Raw genomic sequence first — 21,375 nt, 5'->3', positions numbered from 1 at the left:
AAAAAAAGTTGCGCACATGACAGCAGATTATGAGAGTGATGACCAGTCTTATTTCAGACGCTTTTGTAACGGTTCTGCTAACCAGTCAGGATTTTTGGGAGAAAATTTTCCAATATAGCGATTTAAAATATAATCTAAGTCGTGTTCGTACTGCCCCGTCGGATGAAATACGCCTAAGCAATGAATTGTTTTATCATCGTAATCAAAAGAGAACATCACAATGGGAATATGAGCGCCTAAAGCAATTTGATAAAAACCACTTTTAATGTTTTGCGCATGCTTGCGTGTACCTTCAGGCGCCATGCCTATCCAAATCTGATCCTGCGTATCAATAAAATGAATGATTTGCAGTGTTAAACCCTGTTTTTGATTGCGTTGCACTGGAATGACCCCAATCCATTCTAGTAATGGTTTTAATGGTGTCTTAAACAGTGTATGTTTGCCAAAAATGGTCATTTTAAGGCCAACACCCAACAGTGCTGTAAAGCCATACCACGCATCAAGATTGGAAGTATGCGGAGAAATGATAGCGACAGCTTTGGGCAAGTCGGGAAGTTGACCTTCAAAGCGCCAGCCTTGAGCCAGAAAAATATGCTTAAAAAGCATTTGGCTGAAGCAATGACCACGACTCGGCACCTGTTTTGGCAAGATCGGAAAATTTTTATTCATGCTCAGTTATCCATAAAATTACCAAGAATAGACTGCATTTTAAATATGTTAAGCTTTAGTAAAATAAGATGCATTGGCAAAAGATAGGTTGCAATTGAGTGTGCATGAGCATAATCGCCAATGTTGTTTTGACCTTCAAGGTAGCTGATGACAAAAATACGTAATCTCTATTTTTTATTGTTTTCGCTTTATTGGGCGCAAGGCTTACCTGTAGGTTTTATGACCCATGCTTTACCTGTGATTTTAAGAGCGCAGGGGGTGTCATTGGCTCATATTGGTGGCTTTGGCTTACTGATGTTGCCGTGGTCAATTAAAATTTTTTGGGCACCTTGGGTCGACCGTTTTGGATATTCAGCTTTGGGGCATTATCGAAGCTGGATTATTCCGACTCAATTTTTAAGTATGCTGACTTTGGTTGTTTTATCTTTTTTGCCGATACAGGCTTTAAACCAACCTGAATATTTATGGGTATTTTTTATTGTTTTACTCAGTATGAATCTGGTCGGTGCAACCCAAGATATTGCCACGGATGGTTTAGCGGTCAGTATTCTTAAAAATCAGCAACAACATTGGGGCAATACCTTTCAGGTGGTGGGTTCACGTTTAGGTTTTATTGTGGGTGGTGGTGCTGTGTTGTGGGCATTAGATCGCTTTGATTGGCAAATCACATTTTTGGTTTTAGCTGGGCTGGTTTTCTTGAATACCTTGCCCATTTTATATTTTAAAGAACCTAGCCAACCCCCAAATACTCAAAACCCTTCTGATCAAGAGTTATTTAGTTGGCACAAGGTCAAAGATTATTTAGCCTATTTTTATCAGACGCCACATCTGGCTTCATGGTTAATGGTTTTAATCAGCTTTAAAGTTGCAGATGGTTTAGCTGGCCCTTTATTGAAACCTTTCATGATCGATGTGGGTCTCAGCTTTGCACAAATTGGAATTTATATCAGTATTTTGGGAGCACTTGCAGCTTTGCTGGGTGCAGGACTTGCAGGTTTGTGTTTGAAGTATTTTTCACGTGGCAATATGCTTTTAAGCTTTTCGCTGTTAAAAATTTTGAGCTTGATGGCCTACACATGGCTGGCACAACAATATGAATCAGGGCAGTCCATCCAACCTTGGGTTATCTATAGTATAAATGCCTTTGAAGACATGATTTCTGCCATGCTGTTGGTGGTGATGTTGACTTTAATTATGCAATATAGCCGCAGAGCATGGGCAGGCACTGATTTCACTTTTCAGGTAGCATTATTGGCTACGGTAAGCGGTGGTTTATATAGTTTGAGTGGAATAATGGGGGATATTTTAGGCTATGCTCAATATTTGGGTATCATCACTTTAATTGCTGTGCTGTGTTTAATTCCAATCTTTAAATGGCAGAGCATCATGGATCACTCGTCCAAAGCTGATTAATTCAATTCAATATAGATTTAAAACCTAAACATAAAAAAAGATAAGCACATAAAAATTAAATCATTTTTTAAAATATTTCCAAACAGTAACATCTGCTACAGGTTTACTTCGGGGATATTTATAAATGAAAACCAAAATTGTAACAGCGCTTTTTTTAAGCGTATGGGCAGGGTCAACTTTTGCTGCACCGACGCTTTATGGGGAAATTGATGCCACTCTGGATTATCTGCCAGAAGACAATGCAACGCAGTCTGACCGTGATGTCTGGGAAATCAGTTCTAATAGTTCTTTTATTGGGGTGAAAGGAGAAGAAAAGCTCACAGATCGACTTAATGCGATTTATAGCATTGAGTGGGCATTTAATGCAGATGGGGAAGGCAGTGATTGGGCGAAACGCAACCGTTTTGTGGGTTTGAAAGATACCAAGTTGGGGACTCTAAAAGTCGGTTCACATGACACACCATTAAAACAGTTGTCGAGTTCGGTTGATACTTTTAATAATTATGTTGCAAACAAAGCCGATATTGCAGGAATTTTTACTGGTGAAAACCGACCTGCAAATGTTTTGGTTTATGAGTCACCTGCTATTTTAGTGCCTACAGGTGCAATTAAAGTGAACGCTTTGTTGGCGACAGGTGAAGGCAGTGCCATTAAAGCAGACAATGGTGTGGTTAAAACTGCGGGTCGGGGTTTAGGGGATGCATGGTCAGCCTCCGTGGTATACGACAGCCCTGTTTTTGTCGCAGGTCTGGCTTATGACAAAGCCATTCCAAGCAACTTTGTTGGGCGAGGTTTTGTGAATGCTTCTGAGCCAGAAGTCACAGGCGGTTCATTGTTTGCAGCAGCCAATACAATTCGTGCAATTGGTCGAGCGAATTTAGCCAATGGTGTAGCACTTAAAGCGTTGTATCAAACCTCAGAAGTACAGGATGCCGAAGGCAATGCAGTGGGTTCAGAATTTATTGATGATGCGCAAGGCTGGTTAGTGGGCGCTGAGTATAATATTGTCACAGCTAAAGCGTGGACGCTAAAAGGACAATATAGCCAAAATACCACCAGTTTTATCAATGGATCAGCTGATCTAGAAGCCAAACAAATTTTTGCAGGTTTAGATTATGCCTTCACGAAACAAGTGAAAGCCTATGGTTATGCAGGTTATTTAACCTTAGAACGGGGGAATGCAGAAACCAAGCAACCTGTAGCAGGAACAGGTTTAGAATTTAAATTCTAATACAAGCCTGTTCAACATTGATTTAAAAGCGATGGTGACATCGCTTTTTTTATTTAAGTGAGTTTTAAGTTTAAAATTTTACATTGCAGCATCAGTATAAAAGATTAGCGATAAAATAATGCTCGATGCAATCCTCCAATTTCGGAATAAAATTCATCCGATTTCGTTAAACCAATTTAATTTAGTGCTGGCCATTTGGCTGGGCGTAGTTTTGAATTTGAGTTTTTTTCAACAGATTCATCACCTCACACCTTATCAAGGCATGAAAGCCTATTTATTTTTAGCTGCAACCGTAGTGGTTATCATCGCGGCGTACTATTTTATTTTTCAGCTATTAAATTGGAACTGGACAGCGAAACCGATTGCGATTGTCTTGCTATTTATTGGTGGCTTTGCGGCTTATGCAGTCAATTCTTTGGGCGTGCTGATTACGCCAGATCAAATTCAAAATTTGATGCAAACAGATCTGGCCGAGGCACGTGATACTTGGTCATGGCGTTTGGTCGGGTGGACACTCGTCATCACATTATTGCCAATTATTGCGACTTTAATGGTTAAAATTAAGTCAGAGCCTGTGATTCGCCAAATGTGGAAAAAAATACTGACTTCGGTACTCTCTTTGGCTATTGTGGCTGGACTGTTGTTTGTATTTTATGTCGATTTTGCTGCAATATTTCGTGAACATCATGATTTAAAAAGCATGATTTCACCGCAAAATATGATTTCTTCTTTCACGTCATATTATAAAAATAAAACCCCAAAGCAAAATTTACCTTTAATTGTGTATGGTGAGGATGCACATTTAATTCAACAAGTCGCAGCACCGAATAAACCGAAATTGATGGTTTTGGTGGTAGGAGAAACGGCCCGTGCTGAAAGTTTTTCTTTAAACGGTTATGCTAAAAATACCAATCCTGAATTATCAAAACTTAATATTATCAATTTTAATCAGGTCAGTTCATGTGGAACAGCCACAGCAGTTTCAGTGCCTTGCATGTTTTCTGGCATGACGCGTAAAGACTATGATGAACAACTTGCAAGTCATCGCGAAGGATTGCTCGATATTGCACAGCGTGCAGGCTATAAAGTCACTTGGATTGATAATAATTCAGGTTGTAAGGGAACGTGTAATCGAGTGGAACAATATCAAATTCCACAGGCTATTCAGGATAAATGGTGTACAAAAGCAGGTGAATGTCAGGATGAAATTTTAATCGACAGCTTAAAAGCCTATCTTGCAGGGCTTGCGATTACAGATACAACGCCACGTCTCATTGTATTACATCAAATGGGCAGTCATGGGCCAGCTTACTATCAACGCTCAACCGTGGCATTCCAACCTTTTAAACCGAGTTGTGATAGTAATGCGATTCAAGGTTGTAGCCGTACAGAGTTATTAAATAGTTATGACAATACAATTGTGTATACCGACCATGTATTAAGTTCACTCATTCAAGAATTAAAAACTCATACGCATTATCAAACAGGCTTTTGGTATTTGTCTGATCATGGTGAATCGACAGGGGAAAGTGGTATGTATTTGCACGGTGCACCCTATGCGATTGCGCCGAGTCAGCAAACACATATTCCCATGCTGATGTGGTTTTCAAATGATTGGCGCAAACACAATGCTGCACAAATCACTTGCTTAGCCCAACAAAAAAGCAAAGAATTGAGCCAAGATAATATGTTCCCCAGTTTGCTTAGTTTGTTAGATATAAAAACCCAAGTCATTCATAAACAAAATGATATGTTGCAACAATGTGAAACCCAAGAAAAAGTGTGAGTTTAAAGCATGACTAAAATATTAATGATTGAAGATGATTTTATGATTGCTGAATCCAGCATGACACTACTGAAATATCAACAATTTGACGTGCAATGGGTCAATAATGGAATTGATGGCTTAAAAAAACTGGCTGAAGAAAAATTTGATATCGTGTTGCTCGATTTAGGCTTGCCGCTGATGGATGGGATGCAAGTATTAAAGAAAATTCGGTTGCAATCAGCAACTTTACCTGTGCTGATTATTTCTGCGCGTGATCAACTGCAAAATAGGGTCGAGGGATTAAATCAGGGCGCTGATGATTATTTAATTAAACCTTATGAGTTTGATGAACTGGTCGCACGGATTCATGCATTATTACGTCGTAGTGGCAGTGACGTGATTCTGCAAGAGAGCGCAAAAATTTTACACTATGCGGACTTGACCTTAGATGTAGAGCAGCATATTGCTCAGTTCAAAGGACAGTACTTAGATTTATCTAATCGAGAATGGGCAATTTTGACACCTTTAGTCAGCCATCCCAACAAGATTTTTTCTAAAGCCAATTTAGAAGATAAGTTATATGACCTAGACAGTGAAATTAACAGCAATACCATTGAAGTTTATATCCATCATTTACGCGCTAAACTGGGGAAAGATTTTATTCGTACAATTCGCGGATTAGGTTATCGTCTTGGACAACAATAGGACAAGTGATTGGTGCAGACACAATATTCATTAAAAAAACGCCTGATTATTTATATTTCTATTTTTAGTATTGCTTTGGGCTGTCTATTGGTTTTTTCTGCTTATCGGATTGCGCTAGAAGAAATTAATGAAGTTTTAGATGCTCAAATGAAAAATTTGGCAGAACGTATTGCTTTACATGACCCAGAACCAGTAAAAAGTCAGTTTGACCAAATGCGGCATTATCATGAAGAAGATTTGTTTGTCGATGTTTGGTCGTATCATGAAGAAGACCATAGCCAGCATCATTTAAATTTATTGGTGCATCCTGTACAAAAAGCTGGTTTTTATACCCATAAAACTGCAAATGGTGTTTGGCATACCTACATTCTACCTTTAAAAGATTATCAGGTTCAGATCAGTCAGCAGCAAAGCACGCGTCAGCATTTGGCTTTGGAGCTGGCAGGCAGCATGTTTATTCCTTATCTGCTGTTCATGCCTTTTGTGATTTGGGGATTAAGTTGGATTATTGGTCGTAGTTTACAACCACTCGATGATTTTAAAACTGAATTGGTCCAGCGTGACTCACATGAGTTAAGCCCAATTCAAATCAGTCATTATCCTGTGGAAATTGCACCGACGATTCGGGAAATGAATTTTCTGTTTGAACGTATTTTAAATGCACAACAAGAACAGCGACAGTTTATCGCAGATGCAGCACATGAACTGCGCACGCCCATTACCGCTTTAAATTTACAAATGCAAATTTTATTAAAACAATTTCCAGAAGCACAAGATTTACAAAATTTGAGTAAGGGTTTAATTCGGATTCAGCATTTGGTCAGTCAGTTACTCAGTTTGGCAAAACAAGATGCCTCTATTTTGGAATTAGAAACAAAACAGCCCTGTTCGCTGCATCATGTCGCGCTCAATTGCGTAGAACAACTGATTCACTTGGCGATGCAGAAAGAAATTGATTTGGGTATGGAGCGTCAAGAGGAAATCTTTTTGCTTTGTCCAGAATCGGCGGTACATTCCATTCTTTTTAATTTGATTGATAATGCGATTAAATACACCCCTAAGCAGGGCATGATCAATGTCTCTGTCTTTGAGCAAGAGGGAGTGGCAGTTTTGCTAGTCGAAGACAATGGACCAGGCATTGCACCAGAACTGTATGAGAAAATTCTCAAACGTTTTTATCGTGTCCATCACCATTTAGAAATTGGAAGTGGACTGGGGCTTTCAATTGTAGATAAAGCAGTAGAACGCTTAGGTGGTCAAATTTCTTTTACACGCAGTGAGACGTTGAGTGGATTACAAGTGCGTATTAGCTTACCTATGCAGTAAATTCAGATTCGCATTTATGGGGTTTTATTCGGATCTAAACTGAATTTTTTATAATTAAAAATATAAAAAACAACGTTGATGAGCCAAATAATCCAAGCGGTCCATAAATTGTGACTCAGGAAATGTGCCCCGCGCATCATTTGTGCCCAACCCAAGGCAAAACCTAAAATCACAGCAGAAATGAGATAAAAATAAGCACGCTTTTGATTAGAGTCTCGGAACACAAAATAACCTGCCATCATTGCGAAACCTGTAGCGGCATGTCCACCGGGGAAACAATGCCCCTTGGTTGCAGAAAAATCCCAAAAAAAACCTTGTGGTGTCGGAATAGTGATATTCCAAGGACAGGCATGAGCAGATTGTGATTTGAGTAAGCCAATCATTGAGGTGGACAGAATCACCATGCCAAAGAAATAACCGTATCGCCAACGGTTTGGTTTCAACGTATTGAATTTAAAAGAACCCAGCCAAAGGATTAAAAAGCTAACATAGATCAAGACAATGAAGTTTTTAATATAACGATGACTAAGTTCAGCCAAATACCAGTTATCGCGAAGTATAAATTGTCCTGAGGGGCTAATCCATGGATCGATTAAGATCAAATCAAGCGTTCCCCCTATAGGAAAACCAATCCAAAGCACACAAAAACTGACGATCAGAAAGCAGCCTTGATAGAGAATAATGCGTTGTTGGTCATGCATAAAAAAGTTCAATAGATTTTATTTTGGCTATTACAGCAACATAAACTTAATTTCGCCTTAAGACAGAGTGAAGAATTTTTTAAGCTGATTTATTTCAAAATTCTAGCTTAGGTTGCTCATGCTATTGATATTCTGTATCGAGATTAATTCAAGCATAAAAAAAGCGACTTTGATTCGCCGCTTTAAAATTTCAGAACATCATTAAAAAATAGCATCTTCCGAATTTGCTGAGATTTTATGGATGGATAAATCTGCGCCATTGAATTCATCTTCTTGCGATAAACGAATGCCTATGGTGTATTTAAGTACGCCGTAAACCAAAAAGCCACCTGCAAGTGCGATTGATATCGCGAGGAAGGTACCGATGATTTGAGACATCATGGAAACGCCACCTAAGCCGCCCAACCAAGATTGCCCAAAAAGACCCACTGCCAAACCACCGAAGGTTCCACAGATGCCATGTAGTGGCCAAACACCTAAGACATCATCTACTTTGAGTTTATTTTGGGTATAGGTAAACAGTTTGACAAACATAATACCTGCGATGGATCCAATGACTAAAGCACCCAAAGGATGTACCACATCTGAACCTGCACAAATAGCGACTAAACCTGCCAAAGGACCATTATGTAAAAAGCCTGGGTCATTTCTACCCGCAAAATTTGCCGCAATGGTTCCACCCACCATGGCCATAAGAGAGTTAATGGCGACTAGTCCAGAAATAGCCTCTAAACGTTGTGCGCTCATGACATTAAAACCAAACCAACCCACAATTAAAATCCAAGAACCTAATGCCAGAAATGGAATAGAAGAGGGGGGATGAGCACTTACACGCCCATCCTTTTTGTAACGACCATGACGTGCGCCGAGTAAGATTACTGCAGCAAATGCGATCCAGCCCCCCATAGCATGTACCACAATAGAACCCGCAAAATCATGAAAATTGGCACCGAATGTCTGAGCTAACCATGCTTGTAGACCTAAGTTGCCATTCCATGCAATCCCTTCAAAAAAAGGATAGATCAAGGCAACCAACAGTAAAGTGGCAATGGCTTGCGAACGCATTTTAGCCCGTTCCGCGATACCACCCGAAATAATGGCAGGAATGGCAGCGGCAAAGGTCAACAAGAAGAAACAGCGCATCAGGTTGTAACCATGATCTGTAACTAAAGTTGCACCAGAATGGAAAAAATGTTGCCCATAGGCAATGTAATATCCCACAAAAAAGTAAGCCATGGCAGAAAGAGCAAAATCCGTCAAAATTTTACTGAGGGCATTGACTTGATTTTTATGTCTAACAGTTCCCAATTCCAAAAATGCAAAACCTGCATGCATGGCCAATACTAAAATCGCACCAAGAAGGAGAAAGAGTAAATCTATGTTTTGCATTTTATGGCTCCATTTTAGTGCTTAAATCACAAAAAGGTAATCAGTATACTCATATGATTATTTTCGGGAAGAGATTTGGAAAAGGGAAATTTTGATTAAATAGGGCTAAAAAATAATAAGACTCGATATAAAGCAAAGCTATGCACTATGATGGAATGCACGCACTATTTTAGAACATCTTGCAGATCGGTGTTTTGTTTTATATTATTGAATAATATATATAAATTATATTTAACCCATTCAGTCAAAGAATAAATCATTCAAAATTTAATCAAAAATGAGATAGACATTTTATCGGAAAAGTTAAAAATAATAGAAAAAAACCAATTCTAGATCTTCTAGGGCAGCTTATTTTAATTTTTAAGGATCAGTGGAGATGCATCTTTACATGACAATCGCTTGCTGCTGTGTAGATTTGATAAAACTAATATTTGAGATGATGGATTATAAGTTCTAGATAACCCTTTAATAAGAATGAGTGAGTTTTAATCGTGCAATACAATTAGGCAATTAACACGGGAGTTTAATTCACCGAGTTATGAATTGTATCTCTCAATAAAATAAATAAGGCAACAAAAAGCAGATCGATTGATCTGCTTTTTTGCTATGTGCAAAGTTTAATGCAAAATTTTATCTAGGAATTGCTGAGCACGTTCACCGCGCTGTGTATTAAAGAATTCATCTTTAGTACAGTCTTCAACAATTTTACCTTGGTCCATGAAAATCACCCGATTGGCAACTTGACGTGCAAAGCCCATTTCGTGGGTGACACACATCATCGTCATGCCTTCTTTGGCTAAACCGACCATAACATCAAGTACTTCTGTAATCATTTCAGGATCAAGTGCAGAAGTAGGTTCGTCAAATAACATAGCAATGGGATCCATGCTTAAAGCACGGGCAATTGCCACACGTTGTTGTTGACCACCTGAAAGTTGAGCAGGGAATTTATCTGCTTGAGCACTGAGGCCAACACGATCTAAGTAGGCCAAGCCTTTTTTCTTGGCTTCTGCTTCAGAACGTCCTAAAACTTTAATTTGGGCAATAGTTAAGTTTTCAGTAATGGTGAGGTGGGGAAATAATTCAAAATGCTGAAATACCATTCCCACTTGGCTACGCAATTGGTTTAAGTTGGTTTTTGGGTCTTTAATGGCAATGCTATTGACCAAAATATTGCCTTGCTGGAAAGCCTCTAAGCCATTCACGGTCTTAATCAGAGTCGATTTACCTGAACCCGAGGGACCACAAACTACAACGACTTCGCCTTGACAAATTTGCGTGCTGCAATCGGTCAGTACTTGAAATTTATCGTACCATTTACTCACGTTCTGAATGTCGATCATCACTTTGGTATCATTCATACACGTAACCTTCTTTGTAATTTTTTAACGGCATAAGTAGCCAAAAGACTAATGGTGAAATACACCAAACCTGCAAATAGAATATATTGCGTGAGTAGCGACATGAGGTCACCGCGCACATAGGTGGTTCTGAAAAAGTCCAGTAGCCCAATGGCATACACCATAGTTGAGTCTTGAAACAAAATAATCGTTTGTTGTAACAGCAACGGTGTCATTTTGCGAAAAGCTTGAGGCAAAATAATGAGTCGCATGGATTGCCCATAACTCATCCCTAAAGCTGAAGCCGCGGCAGATTGTCCTCTTGGAATAGACTGAATGCCTGCACGTACAATTTCAGAGAAATAAGCCGCTTCAAATAGCATAAAGGCCACAATACTGGAAACCAAAGCCGTATCAATGGTCAGATAATTCCCTGTGACTGCGGTATAAATGAAGGGCACTGCAAAATAGAACCACATCAATACCAATAGCAATGGAATAGAGCGAAACAAGTTGACATAAGCCTGTGCTATGACATTTAAAACTTTAATGGAAGATAAACGCATTAAAGCCAAAATGGTGCCAATGAAAATACCGCCTACTGTTGCAATACACACGACTTTCAACGTAATACTAAAGCCATGCCACAAAGCAGGTCCAGACAGTTGTAAGTCATTTAAAAATGCAGAGAGCCATTCCATTATTTACCTCCTGCAATTAAACCGGGAACGTGTAAGCGTTTTTCTAACAGGTTCATCGCCGAGATGAGGCAGACATTAATCACCACAAAAATAATGGTCACGATGGTATAAATTTCGATCGTGTTTTGGGTATATTCACTAATGGTTTTCATTTGCGAAATAATTTCTGCAACCCCTACGAGGGAAGCAACCGAGGTATTTTTGACACAGTTGGTTAATTCTGAACTGAGTGGCGGTAAAATAGTACGAAATGATTGCGGTAAAACCACATAACGATAGAGTTGAGCTGTGCTGAACCCCATGGCATAACCTGCATTGATTTGACCAGTAGGTAAGGCTTCTATCCCTGTTCGTACTTGTTCACAGACTCGAGCTGCGGTGAACAAACCCAAACCGACACTGGCAGAAATGATGGCTGTGGTATTGGCACTTAAATCATTAATCCACCAGTCACGAATGCCTGAAGGTAAAAAATTAGGTACCACATAAAACCAGATAAACAATTGAATCAGCAGCGGGATATTACGGAAGATAGTGACATAAGCTGTACCGATGGTTCGAGCAGTTTTATTGGGCAAGGTACGCATAATGCCTAAAATACTGCCCAGTACCATGGCAATGGTCCATGCAACAAGTGCAATTACCAATAACCAGCCAAGTCCAATAAATACCCAATGCAAATAAGTGCTATCACCGACACCGGTGGTTTGCCACAAGACACCCCAGTTCCAAGTATAATTCATAGTGTCTCCACCAAAGCGACAGGTTAAACATCCATTTCAACCTGTGCTTGTATGTTTTTAGAGTTTATTGATCGCGATCGTGTGGTGTTGCAATTAACGCTTTAAGTTGATCTGACATTGGGAAATTCAAATTGATATTTTTCGGTGGAATGGGTTGTTGGAACCATTTTTGGTACATTTTATTAATCTCACCCGAGCCATAGGTGGTTTTAATGGCATCATTAACGACTTGTTTAAAGCCAGCATCGCCTTTACGCAACATACAACCATAAATTTCATGGATAGGTGCAGTCCCTACAATTTCCCATTTGTTTGGATCAGATGCTTTAGACTTTTCGCCCGCAAGTAAAATGTCATCCATCATAAAGGCCGCTGCACGTCCATTTTGCAGCATTAAGAAAGATTCAGCATGATCTTTGGATGAAATAATTTCACCAATACCCAGTTCTTTTTGGTGTTGACGGATATAGCGTTCAGACGTTGTACCTGCGGTGGTCACCAGTTTTTTGCCTTTTAAATCAGCAAAATCTTTTACACCCGAATCTTTTGCAGTGAGTAAACGTGAACCGACTTCAAAGAAACCTAAAGAAAAATCGACTTGTTGCTGACGTTCTTTGTTGTTGGTGGTCGAACCACACTCTAAATCGACTGTACCATTTGAAACCAATGGAATACGATTTTGGCTGGTGACTAAGTTATAACGCACTTTTAAGTCGGGCATATTCAGTTTTTGTTTGACTGCATCTACCACTTTAAGTTGCAAATCATGCGCATAACCTACAGGTTGATTTGGATTATCCGCAATGTAGGAAAATGGAATAGAAGAGTCACGATAGCCCAAGACAATAGTGCCAGATTTTTTAATTTTATCGAGGGTGCCAGAGGTACTTGCGTCTCCAGCTGGTTTTTCACCCGATGCTGGTGCTTTATTATCGCTACAGGCACTTAAACCCAAGATAAGCGCACTGGTAAAAAGTAAAGAGGTCATACTGCGTTTAGGTGACATATTAAAAACTCCTTGTCTATTATTGAGCATCATTTGCTTAAATTTTAGGCTGATTATTCATTAATCATGCCGTGGTAACAAATGAACTTTTTGTCACATTTTTTTGTCCTAAGTCTCATATTAATCGAGTTTGGTCTTTAAGCTCAAGCAAGATTTTTTACCATTTTGTTAAGAGTAAATGTTTATGATTTATAGACTTTTTGTGACAATTGAAGTTCTGAAAATAGAGCATAATCTATGCCAAAATCAACTTAAATCGATTTTTATTAGACTATAGGATAAGGTTTATTTCACTTTAAGCACGAGCATTAAAATATGCGTTTAAAATTAAACGCAATAAAGTAAAAACTAGATCATGAGGCACCATTACTTAATTTATTCTTTTTGTATTCAAGGCTTTTGTCCATTCACAGCATTTACAACGTGTGCATTGTTGTTGTGCATTGCTCAGCATGTCGACAAAACCGCAATAAATACAGGCGTAATGGGTTTCTGGGAGCACCTGTTCAACCACTTGGCAGGCTTTGGGGAAAAGGGGAAGTCCATATTTGACTTGGTCTGCTTCGTAAAAAAGAATACTAAATTTACCATCCGTTTCTAACAGTGCCGTTCTGATCTGTCCTAAATGTTCAGTATTTTGCTGACGCATTTCTGCAAAGAATTCATCGTGTGAGTATTTCCCTTTTTTAATATCTTCCAACACCATCATGCCATCCTCCACAATATACAGCGATTGTCCTTCTAAAATATCTTCAAACCATTGATATTTCATCATTAACCATGTGGTTAAGCGATACATCAGAATAATGACCGACATCACCAATACGGCTTGTATCAGCGGAATTTCTTTGGTAAACATTGGATCGCCTGCGATAGATCCCAAAGCCAGAATAATGGTAATTTCAAAAACAGAAAGTTGACGTACGCCACGTTTACCCGTAAGCCGTAAAAATAAAACAATCATCATAAACATGATGACGCAGCGAATTAAAATTTCTGCTGCAAAAGTCCAAGTGGTGTCATGAATAAATAATTCTAGCCAATCCATATGTTTCTCAATCCTGATGCTTAGCGACTAATTTAACAGGACTTTTTGTAATGAAGTTTTATTGTTTGTCAGTGAAATTTGTCTCGTGATGTGAAGTTAAAACAAGGAAAGGATTTTTTAAATTGATCAAGCCTGAAGTTCTAAAACGGTTTTTATCTTTTTAAATGACTCAATTCATTTGATCCACCCTGTTTAAGTCATTAGGCAGAGAAATGGTTATGCAATTCTTGCACATGTATCATTTCATCACGCACTCCATAAACCTGAGCTGAAACTGTTATTGAAGTATGATTATTGCTATAGTTTTTCTTTTGCTTTTTTCTGCCTTATGTTTTTCGATTTAAAAACCATTGTTCAGCCAGATGCAGAGCTTTCGCCACAACAAAAAAAGCTAAATCGGCTGATTGAGCAAATTGAACAGCAAAAAATAAAACTGGCAGCATGGCAAAAAGCTCAAGCCGAAATTCAGCAACAGGCACGTAAAACCCTTGTTCCCATCTGTACCGAACTGCATAACATACTGTTTCAGCAGCTTGAACAGTTATGGAACAGCGTACAGCGCTATGAGTTTTCGAAAGCGGATATTGCCCAGTTGGATGATAAAATCCAAAATCTGGCTGCAATCTTAAAAAGTTCCCAAGTGCTTTCAGAACAGCAAAAGCTGAAAGTCGTTCAAATTGATCACTTTTACCAACAACATACAGAACATAACCAAGCTAAAAAGAACAAGAAAAAGCCAACGATTGAAAGTCATGATTCGACAGAAACCTATGATCAGCACTTAGAGTATGAACAAGCGGAAATTGATTTAGATGGCTACGAATACGATGAACAGCAATACGAAGTAGAACGTGAACAACACAGGTTAAATAGACAAAAACAAAAACGTGAGCAAGCGCAGAAAATGGCGGAGCAATCACTCAAAACAGTGTATTTAAAAATTGCTTCGATTATTCACCCTGACCGTGAGCAAGATGAACAGTTGAAAGTAGAAAAAACGGAGATGCTGCAACAAGCCAATACCGCTTATGAACAGCAGGATTTATTTTATTTACTGAAACTGCAAATACAGATAGAGCAGAATCAAAGTGTATCGAAAAAGGGTTTAACTGCGGATCAAGTGAAGTTTTATCAATTGGCACTGGATGCACAAAGTCAGAAATTACAAAGTGAAATAGATGATTTAATTGATACATTGGTTTGGTCTGAAAGTGCGAAAATTACGGTAAAAAAATTGAAAGGTAAGTTCCAAATTAGTGATTTATATAAGCAGATTGATGCAGATACTTCGGCTTTAAAACAGCAAGTGAAGTGGGAAAAAGAACGGCTTAAATATATGGGGAAGTTGAAAGGGGTGGAAATGTTATTGGAGCATGGGGTGCTTTGACGCTTTTCTTCCTCTCCCTTTGGGAGAGGGTCGGGATGAGGGTCGTATTACAATAAATTTATTCTGAAATGGTATTCGACTTTAAATCAGCCAAAAACTCTGTGTGTTTAAGATTTCGTAAGGCCCTGTTAATAAAATTGATAAGTGCACTTGTACTTCTTGAGGAAATTTTATTTGATAAATTATCCCAATTATATGAGACATAGTTTTCATAAAACTGATGATAGAACTGAGCACTCATTTCTATCGTCCATCCATATTGTTTACCTAAATTATATAAGCACCAAAATTCTCTAATTTTTTCAATACTATAATTTTCTAAAAATATTTGATTTTCTGCTTCTAATTCGTTTTGTCTTAACATAAGTTTAAAAATGTCAGAGCTTAGAATTATTCCAAATTCATCATCGGATTCGTCAAATTTTAACCCATTAGTAATAGTGCGAATTTCTTGTATATTTAGGTATAAAAGATCTACTTTAGGAGAAATATTTAATCTTTCATATTTAAATTCAAAAGGTAATGTATTTACTTGAGGGATTTCTCGATAGCTCAAGAAATTTTTACAAAAATAATTATCAAATTCCTCAAAGCAGGAAAAATTTTTACTGTGACGCCCATCGTATGTTGCGCTTACCTTATTATACCAACTATCATTTTTTACGAATAAAAAACTACCTTTGTGAACAAAGGTGATGTGTGCTGAGAAAACAGGAGGTTTTAACTTGGTAAACTATAGACACTCATCAGGAGTTTACCATGAGCAAGAAACAGAAGACTTACACCGCAGAATTTAAAGTTGAAGCAATAAAATTGATTGAAGCCAATCAAGGCAATGTATCGGAAACAGCCAGACAACTTGGCATTTCAATGCAAACTCTTTCAAATTGGAATAATAAAGCAAAGACTGGCACCTTAGCAGGCACTAAACAATATTCACCTGATCTAAATGCCTTACTCGAAGAAAATAAAAAGCTCAAACAACAGCTCAAAACAGCTGAAATGGAACGTGAATTTCTAAAAAAGGCAGCAGCGTACTTTGCGAAAGAAAGTCAGTAAGGTACGCCTATATGAAACAGCAAAGACATTTATTCCCGATTAGCTTTATGGCTAGATTACTTCGCGTTTCAGTGTCACGATTTTATGATTGGCTAAAACGAGGCATGAATAAAAGATTGGTTCAGCGAAATCAACAGACAATTTTGGTCAAAATAGCTCATGAGGAAACTAAACAAAGCTATGGCTATATTCGATTAACTAAGCATTTACAAGCGCAAGGTATCAAAATCAGTACGTATGCTGTACGTCAAATAAAAAAGCTCAACCAGCTGTATTGTAAGCGTCATAAGCGTTTCAAAAGAACTACGAAGAGTGATCATAATCGAGCGATCTACGCAAATTTACTAGAGCAACAGTTTTCAATGACTAAGCCCAATCTTGCATGGTCAAGCGATATTACATACATTTGGACTGCTGAAGGTTGGTTATACTTGGCAGCAGTAAAAGACCTGTACACGAAACAAGTGGTTGGCTATAGCTTAAATGAGCGTATGACCGCACAACTTGTTTGCAATGCACTGACTATGGCGATTCGTAATCAAAAACCAACGAAAGGCTTAATTGTTCATTCGGACAGAGGCAGCCAATATTGCAGCCATGAATATCGAAAGATACTGGAAAAATGTGATTTTCAAGGTTCAATGAGCAAACGTGGGGACTGTTACGATAATGCACCGATTGAAAGTTTCTGGGGCATACTCAAGAATGAATTAGTGCATCATTGCAACTATAAAACCAGAGATGAAGCTAAAGCAGATATTACAAAATACATTGTGTTATTTTATAATCAGCGAAGAATTCAAAAGAGTTTGGATTTTAAAACGCCAAATCAAATAGCAGAGAACTTTTATCGGTTAGCTGCCTAGCATATCCCAAGTGAAAGTCTCCTGCTAATTCAGCACATATCACTGTTGCAGGAGGTATAAATTTGAATACACATATCTCTGAGAGATTCAATTCTTGATGGGCAGCCCAAATTAATCCATTTCCACCATCATCAATTTGCTTGATTAATTTCCAATTTATTCCATCTGACTGCACCAATCTATTTTTTTTAGGTTTAAAACTCATAAAAAATCCCCTCAAATTTGAGGGGATTTTAGCTTTATTTTTAAGCATTTAGCAACACATTAAAGCGCTGCAATCTGATCCATATTCGCTTGAATCTTCACTAACTGGTCAGCAAATTCAGCAAGTTTAACTTTCTCGCCTTCAACTACAGCAGCAGGTGCTTTTGCCACAAAACCTTCATTCGAAAGTTTGCCTGCAATTTGGTCATGCTGCTTTTGAACTTTATCAAAGTCTTTTTGCAAACGACCCAATTCCCCTTTCGGGTCAATTAAACCCTTCATTGGAACAAATACAGACACATGACCCACAACACTTGATGAAGACAATGGCGGTTGCTCAGCATCCGTCAAGAAAGTAATGCTTTCCACTTTCGCCAATGCTTTCACCAATGGTTCAATACGCGCAATCTGTGCTTTTTCAGCATCGGTGGTGTTTTGAAGCAGAACAGGCAATAAACGTGCATTGCCTAAGCCCATTTCACCACGAATATTACGTACTGCACCAATCAAACCTTGTAGCCATTGCATATCTGCTTCGGCTTGATCGTTGATTTTCGCTGAGTCAGCAACAGGGTAAGCCGCTGTCATAATGGTTTCGCCACCCAAACCAATCATTGGCGCAAGGGTTTGCCAAATTTCTTCGGTCAAGTACGGCATAATTGGGTGCGCAAGACGTAAAGATGCTTCCATGACTGCAAGTAGCACACGACGAACTTCAGCTTTACGCTCTTCAGCCACATTTTCATCATTTAGAACTGGTTTCGTCAGCTCTACATACCAGTCACAGTATTCATTCCAAATGAATTCGTAAATCGCTTGTGCAGCCAAGTCTAAACGATAAGTCGCAAAGGCTTGTTGAACCGCAGCTTCCGCTTTTTGTAAACGGCTCACGATCCATTGTTCAGGCAATTCCCAAAGATCAGGACGAGCTGTTTGACCCACCGTTTGACCTTCAACATTCATTAGAACGAAACGTGTACCATTCCAGATTTTGTTACAGAAGTTACGGTAGCCTTCAACACGTTTCATGTCGAATTTAATGTCACGACCCGTGTTGGCAAGTGCGCAGAAGGTGAAACGAACCGCATCTGTACCGTAAGCTTGAATGCCTTCCGGGAATTCTTTACGCGTTGATTTTTCAATCTTCGCAGCTTGTTTTGGGTTCATCAAACCTGTAGTACGTTTTTGTACCAACGTTTCTAAATCTACACCGTCAATGAGGTCTAAAGGATCAAGCACGTTGCCTTTAGATTTAGACATTTTCTGACCTTCACCATCACGTACTAAACCGTGTACATAAACAGTTTTGAACGGAACTTGTGGCGTGCCATCTTCATTTTTCATGAAGTGCATGGTCATCATGATCATGCGAGCCACCCAGAAGAAGATGATGTCAAAACCAGTGACCAATACATCTGTTGGGTGGAAAGTATTAAGGAAATAGTTTTCCGCATCTTTCTTCGCGTCGCCCGTCCAACCTAAAGTTGAGAATGTCCACAAACCGGATGAGAACCAAGTATCTAACACATCTTCATCTTGGGTGAGTTGAACATCAGCAGCAATACCATTTTCTTTGCGTACTTCAGCTTCATTACGACCAACATAAACGTTGCCATCTACATCGTACCAAGCTGGAATACGGTGACCCCACCACAATTGACGTGAAATACACCAGTCTTGAATGTTGTTCATCCAAGCCATGTACATGTTGCTGTATTGCTCAGGTACAAATTTAATGTCGCCATCTTTTACCGCTTGAATTGCAGGTTCAGCCAAGGGTGCAATTTTGACATACCATTGATCGGTCAATAATGGTTCAACGATCACGCCTGAACGGTCACCGCGTGGTGCTTTCAAGTCATACGGTTGAATTTGATCGAGCCAACTTTCAGCTTCTGCTTGTTCAACCAATTTTTTACGTGCGGCAAAACGCTCTAAACCAATATAGTCCGCAGGGGCAGCAATGGTTTTCGAAATTTGTTCGCCCGCTTTAGCAATGAATTCAAACTCAGCCAATACTTCAGCATTTTTATTGAAGATATTGATAATAGGCAATTCACAACGTTTACCCACTTCATAGTCATTGAAGTCATGTGCAGGGGTGATTTTTACACAGCCTGTACCGAAATCTTTTTCAACATAGTCATCGGCAACCACAGGAACGAGGCGACCTGAAATTGGCAGTACAATGTTTTTACCCACAAGGTGCGCATAACGTTCATCTTCAGGATGTACCGCAACAGCTGAGTCACCGAGTAAGGTTTCAGGACGCGTAGTTGCAACAACGAGATAGTCTTTGCCATCTTGAGTTTTCAGTGACTTATCTTCAAAGAAATATTTGAAATGCCAAAGTGAACCTTTTTCTTCTATTGATTCAACTTCTAGGTCAGACAGGGCCGTTTGTAATTTTGGATCCCAGTTGACTAAGCGTTTGCCACGGTAAATTAAACCGTCTTTATGCAAACGAACGAAGACTTCTTTCACGGCATTGGATAAGCCATCATCCATGGTGAAGCGTTCACGTGACCAGTCGACAGAAGAACCTAAGCGACGAATCTGATTGGTAATGTTATTGCCTGATTGTTCTTTCCATTCCCAAATTTTGTCGATGAACTTTTCACGACCAAGGTCATGGCGGCTAATGTCTTGTGCAGCCAATTGGCGTTCAACCACCATTTGCGTGGCAATACCCGCATGGTCTGTTCCCGGTTGCCATAAGGTATTTTTACCTGACATACGGTTGTAACGGGTCAGAGCATCCATGATGGCATTGTTAAAACCATGACCCATGTGCAAGCTACCCGTGACGTTAGGCGGCGGAATCATAATGCAGAATGAGTCGCCTTTTTGAGAAGGCTTAAAGTAGCCATTCTCTTCCCAAGTCTTGTACCATTTTTTCTCGATCTCGGTAGGATCGTAGGTCGTAGCAATATTTTGCGCAGAATCAGTCATAGTAAAAACAGATCAAAAGTGAATAAAAAATGGCTTTTATTGTAGCAAAAAAAATGCAAGGTGAGGGATGTTCAGCAAATGCAAAATTTAACAAATTCACGCACAATCCATTTAATCTTAAATCTAGATTGTAGAAAAAAGTATTCAGCGGTACTGAACACAATTAAAAAGGATAAAACAAAGAATGAGTAATTTAATTTCACTGAAACTCAAACCCGAAACGCACCAGCGTTTTCAAGATATTCATCGTAAGTTAAATGCAGGTGAACGTACAGATCAGGCAAAACCTTTGGGTGAAAACTTGGCCGACATTACTTGTGAAATTATTGATCAAGTCTTTGGAACCATCTCAAAAATTTCAACGTCTCAGGATCAGGAATCAGATAAAGTCATTCAGCAAATTTTGGACACGACACGAAAATATATGCCGTGGTCAGTGTCATTTTTTGGTAATGAGCGTTTAACGCCGATGGTAAATTATTTACAAAATATGACCTATGAAAAAGATGGTCATTATTTTATTGCTTATTCTGTCGATAAAAATTTAATTTCAGAACTGATGGGAAATGTAGACCAGATTAAAGCGGGCAATGGTCAGTATGTGTCACCTGCGTTAAAAATCTTTACGCAAGTGGTTGATCAGGGGGTAACCCGTCTGATTCGAGAACCTAAAAAAATGCTTAAATTTAATATGGTGGTAGATAAAACCTTAAACGGGGTGATTAGTCTGACTACGCAATTGGGCTATAAACGTTTTGATAAATTGGGCAGCATGTATGATGCCAAAACAATCAGTCAATTTTTTGATCATTTCCTTGTGTTTTTAGAAAATCAGGCTAAAACTAACGTATAAATATACGTTTATAC

19 protein-coding genes are annotated in these 21,375 nt (G+C 38.9%); 8 read left to right on the top strand and 11 right to left on the bottom strand.

What is annotated here, in order from left to right; genetic code table 11:
• Positions 1–48: 48 nt before the first annotated feature.
• Positions 49–669 (bottom strand): 1-acyl-sn-glycerol-3-phosphate acyltransferase, encoded by a 621-nt coding sequence (locus H0S58_RS09990; RefSeq protein WP_195726430.1) that lies wholly within the window; start codon positions 667–669, stop codon positions 49–51.
• Positions 670–816: 147 nt separating this feature from the next.
• Between H0S58_RS09990 and H0S58_RS09985 the strand changes: the two genes are divergently transcribed.
• From H0S58_RS09985 to H0S58_RS09965, 5 genes are all read left to right on the top strand, one after another.
• Positions 817–2,082: an MFS transporter gene (locus H0S58_RS09985; RefSeq protein ID WP_227592234.1), complete on the top strand. Its 1,266-nt coding sequence runs from the start codon at positions 817–819 to the stop codon at positions 2,080–2,082.
• A gap of 124 nt (positions 2,083–2,206) precedes the next feature.
• Entirely contained in the window at positions 2,207–3,313 is a 1,107-nt protein-coding gene (locus H0S58_RS09980) for a porin (protein WP_195726429.1), read from the top strand.
• 118 nt (positions 3,314–3,431) lie between these two features.
• Entirely contained in the window at positions 3,432–5,099 is a 1,668-nt protein-coding gene (locus H0S58_RS09975; protein WP_195726428.1) for a phosphoethanolamine transferase, read from the top strand.
• 9 nt (positions 5,100–5,108) lie between these two features.
• Positions 5,109–5,786 (top strand): response regulator transcription factor, encoded by a 678-nt coding sequence (locus tag H0S58_RS09970; protein ID WP_195726427.1) that lies wholly within the window; start codon positions 5,109–5,111, stop codon positions 5,784–5,786.
• Between the two features lie 12 nt (positions 5,787–5,798).
• The gene (locus H0S58_RS09965) at positions 5,799–7,112 is read left to right on the top strand and encodes a sensor histidine kinase (protein ID WP_195726426.1); all 1,314 of its coding nucleotides are present in this window, start codon (positions 5,799–5,801) and stop codon (positions 7,110–7,112) included.
• Between the two features lie 14 nt (positions 7,113–7,126).
• Here the strand turns inward: H0S58_RS09965 and H0S58_RS09960 are convergent, their stop codons facing one another.
• The 7 genes from H0S58_RS09960 to H0S58_RS09930 form a co-directional block, all read right to left on the bottom strand.
• Positions 7,127–7,813: a phosphatase PAP2 family protein gene (locus H0S58_RS09960; RefSeq protein ID WP_195726425.1), complete on the bottom strand. Its 687-nt coding sequence runs from the start codon at positions 7,811–7,813 to the stop codon at positions 7,127–7,129.
• A gap of 201 nt (positions 7,814–8,014) precedes the next feature.
• The gene (locus H0S58_RS09955; RefSeq protein WP_195726424.1) at positions 8,015–9,202 is read right to left on the bottom strand and encodes an ammonium transporter; all 1,188 of its coding nucleotides are present in this window, start codon (positions 9,200–9,202) and stop codon (positions 8,015–8,017) included.
• A gap of 617 nt (positions 9,203–9,819) precedes the next feature.
• A complete protein-coding gene (locus H0S58_RS09950; RefSeq protein WP_195727597.1) occupies positions 9,820–10,545 on the bottom strand; it encodes an amino acid ABC transporter ATP-binding protein in 726 nt (241 codons plus the stop codon).
• 14 nt (positions 10,546–10,559) lie between these two features.
• The gene (locus H0S58_RS09945) at positions 10,560–11,243 is read right to left on the bottom strand and encodes an ABC transporter permease subunit (protein ID WP_092719564.1); all 684 of its coding nucleotides are present in this window, start codon (positions 11,241–11,243) and stop codon (positions 10,560–10,562) included.
• A complete protein-coding gene (locus tag H0S58_RS09940) occupies positions 11,243–11,986 on the bottom strand; it encodes an amino acid ABC transporter permease (protein ID WP_053579782.1) in 744 nt (247 codons plus the stop codon). Before H0S58_RS09940 ends, H0S58_RS09945 begins: the two co-directional genes overlap by 1 nt.
• A gap of 64 nt (positions 11,987–12,050) precedes the next feature.
• Complete coding sequence (locus H0S58_RS09935) at positions 12,051–12,992, bottom strand: transporter substrate-binding domain-containing protein (RefSeq protein ID WP_092719567.1); 942 nt, start codon at positions 12,990–12,992, stop codon at positions 12,051–12,053.
• Between the two features lie 370 nt (positions 12,993–13,362).
• Positions 13,363–14,040 (bottom strand): DUF421 domain-containing protein, encoded by a 678-nt coding sequence (locus tag H0S58_RS09930; protein WP_195726423.1) that lies wholly within the window; start codon positions 14,038–14,040, stop codon positions 13,363–13,365.
• A 328-nt stretch (positions 14,041–14,368) separates the two neighbouring features.
• Here H0S58_RS09930 and H0S58_RS09925 point away from each other — a divergent pair, with 328 nt between their 5' ends.
• The gene (locus tag H0S58_RS09925) at positions 14,369–15,427 is read left to right on the top strand and encodes a molecular chaperone DnaJ (RefSeq protein WP_195726422.1); all 1,059 of its coding nucleotides are present in this window, start codon (positions 14,369–14,371) and stop codon (positions 15,425–15,427) included.
• Positions 15,428–15,485: 58 nt separating this feature from the next.
• Here the strand turns inward: H0S58_RS09925 and H0S58_RS09920 are convergent, their stop codons facing one another.
• Entirely contained in the window at positions 15,486–15,983 is a 498-nt protein-coding gene (locus H0S58_RS09920) for a hypothetical protein (protein WP_195726421.1), read from the bottom strand.
• Between the two features lie 203 nt (positions 15,984–16,186).
• On the opposite strand from H0S58_RS09920, the gene H0S58_RS09915 reads away from it, so the two are divergent.
• Positions 16,187–17,352 (top strand): IS3-like element ISAba21 family transposase gene (locus tag H0S58_RS09915; protein ID WP_195726420.1). Its coding sequence is split into 2 segments (ribosomal slippage): positions 16,187–16,445 and positions 16,445–17,352, totalling 1,167 coding nucleotides; the frame shifts between segments, so codons are not numbered across the junction.
• Here the strand turns inward: H0S58_RS09915 and H0S58_RS09910 are convergent.
• Positions 17,303–17,605, bottom strand: coding sequence for a hypothetical protein (locus tag H0S58_RS09910; protein WP_195726419.1), 303 nt, complete (start codon positions 17,603–17,605; stop codon positions 17,303–17,305). The two genes, H0S58_RS09915 and H0S58_RS09910, sit on opposite strands and share 50 nt — an antisense overlap.
• An 11-nt stretch (positions 17,606–17,616) precedes the next feature.
• The gene (locus tag H0S58_RS09905) at positions 17,617–20,508 is read right to left on the bottom strand and encodes a valine--tRNA ligase (RefSeq protein WP_195726418.1); all 2,892 of its coding nucleotides are present in this window, start codon (positions 20,506–20,508) and stop codon (positions 17,617–17,619) included.
• A 184-nt stretch (positions 20,509–20,692) separates the two neighbouring features.
• Between H0S58_RS09905 and H0S58_RS09900 the strand changes: the two genes are divergently transcribed.
• Positions 20,693–21,361: a hypothetical protein gene (locus H0S58_RS09900; protein ID WP_195726417.1), complete on the top strand. Its 669-nt coding sequence runs from the start codon at positions 20,693–20,695 to the stop codon at positions 21,359–21,361.
• Positions 21,362–21,375 lie beyond the last annotated feature (14 nt).

Source organism: Acinetobacter sp. TTH0-4 (assembly GCF_015602665.1).
GTDB classification, from domain to species: domain Bacteria; phylum Pseudomonadota; class Gammaproteobacteria; order Pseudomonadales; family Moraxellaceae; genus Acinetobacter; species Acinetobacter albensis.
Note: the sequence above shows the minus strand (reverse complement) of the source record. Positions and strands in the feature narration are given on the sequence as shown.

Bases quoted from the DNA above. Each gene is read 5' to 3' on its own strand.
- H0S58_RS09990 (WP_195726430.1), bottom strand. From the start codon at position 669: ATGAATAAAAATTTTCCGATCTTGCCAAAACAGGTGCCGAGTCGTGGT.
- H0S58_RS09985 (WP_227592234.1), top strand. From the start codon at position 817: ATGACAAAAATACGTAATCTCTATTTTTTATTGTTTTCGCTTTATTGG.
- H0S58_RS09980 (WP_195726429.1), top strand. From the start codon at position 2,207: ATGAAAACCAAAATTGTAACAGCGCTTTTTTTAAGCGTATGGGCAGGG.
- H0S58_RS09975 (WP_195726428.1), top strand. From the start codon at position 3,432: ATGCTCGATGCAATCCTCCAATTTCGGAATAAAATTCATCCGATTTCG.
- H0S58_RS09970 (WP_195726427.1), top strand. From the start codon at position 5,109: ATGACTAAAATATTAATGATTGAAGATGATTTTATGATTGCTGAATCC.
- H0S58_RS09960 (WP_195726425.1), bottom strand. From the start codon at position 7,813: ATGCATGACCAACAACGCATTATTCTCTATCAAGGCTGCTTTCTGATC.
- H0S58_RS09955 (WP_195726424.1), bottom strand. From the start codon at position 9,202: ATGCAAAACATAGATTTACTCTTTCTCCTTCTTGGTGCGATTTTAGTA.
- H0S58_RS09950 (WP_195727597.1), bottom strand. From the start codon at position 10,545: ATGATCGACATTCAGAACGTGAGTAAATGGTACGATAAATTTCAAGTA.
- H0S58_RS09945 (WP_092719564.1), bottom strand. From the start codon at position 11,243: ATGGAATGGCTCTCTGCATTTTTAAATGACTTACAACTGTCTGGACCT.
- H0S58_RS09940 (WP_053579782.1), bottom strand. From the start codon at position 11,986: ATGAATTATACTTGGAACTGGGGTGTCTTGTGGCAAACCACCGGTGTC.
- H0S58_RS09935 (WP_092719567.1), bottom strand. From the start codon at position 12,992: ATGTCACCTAAACGCAGTATGACCTCTTTACTTTTTACCAGTGCGCTT.
- H0S58_RS09930 (WP_195726423.1), bottom strand. From the start codon at position 14,040: ATGGATTGGCTAGAATTATTTATTCATGACACCACTTGGACTTTTGCA.
- H0S58_RS09925 (WP_195726422.1), top strand. From the start codon at position 14,369: ATGTTTTTCGATTTAAAAACCATTGTTCAGCCAGATGCAGAGCTTTCG.
- H0S58_RS09910 (WP_195726419.1), bottom strand. From the start codon at position 17,605: ATGCTTAAAAATAAAGCTAAAATCCCCTCAAATTTGAGGGGATTTTTT.
- H0S58_RS09905 (WP_195726418.1), bottom strand. From the start codon at position 20,508: ATGACTGATTCTGCGCAAAATATTGCTACGACCTACGATCCTACCGAG.
- H0S58_RS09900 (WP_195726417.1), top strand. From the start codon at position 20,693: ATGAGTAATTTAATTTCACTGAAACTCAAACCCGAAACGCACCAGCGT.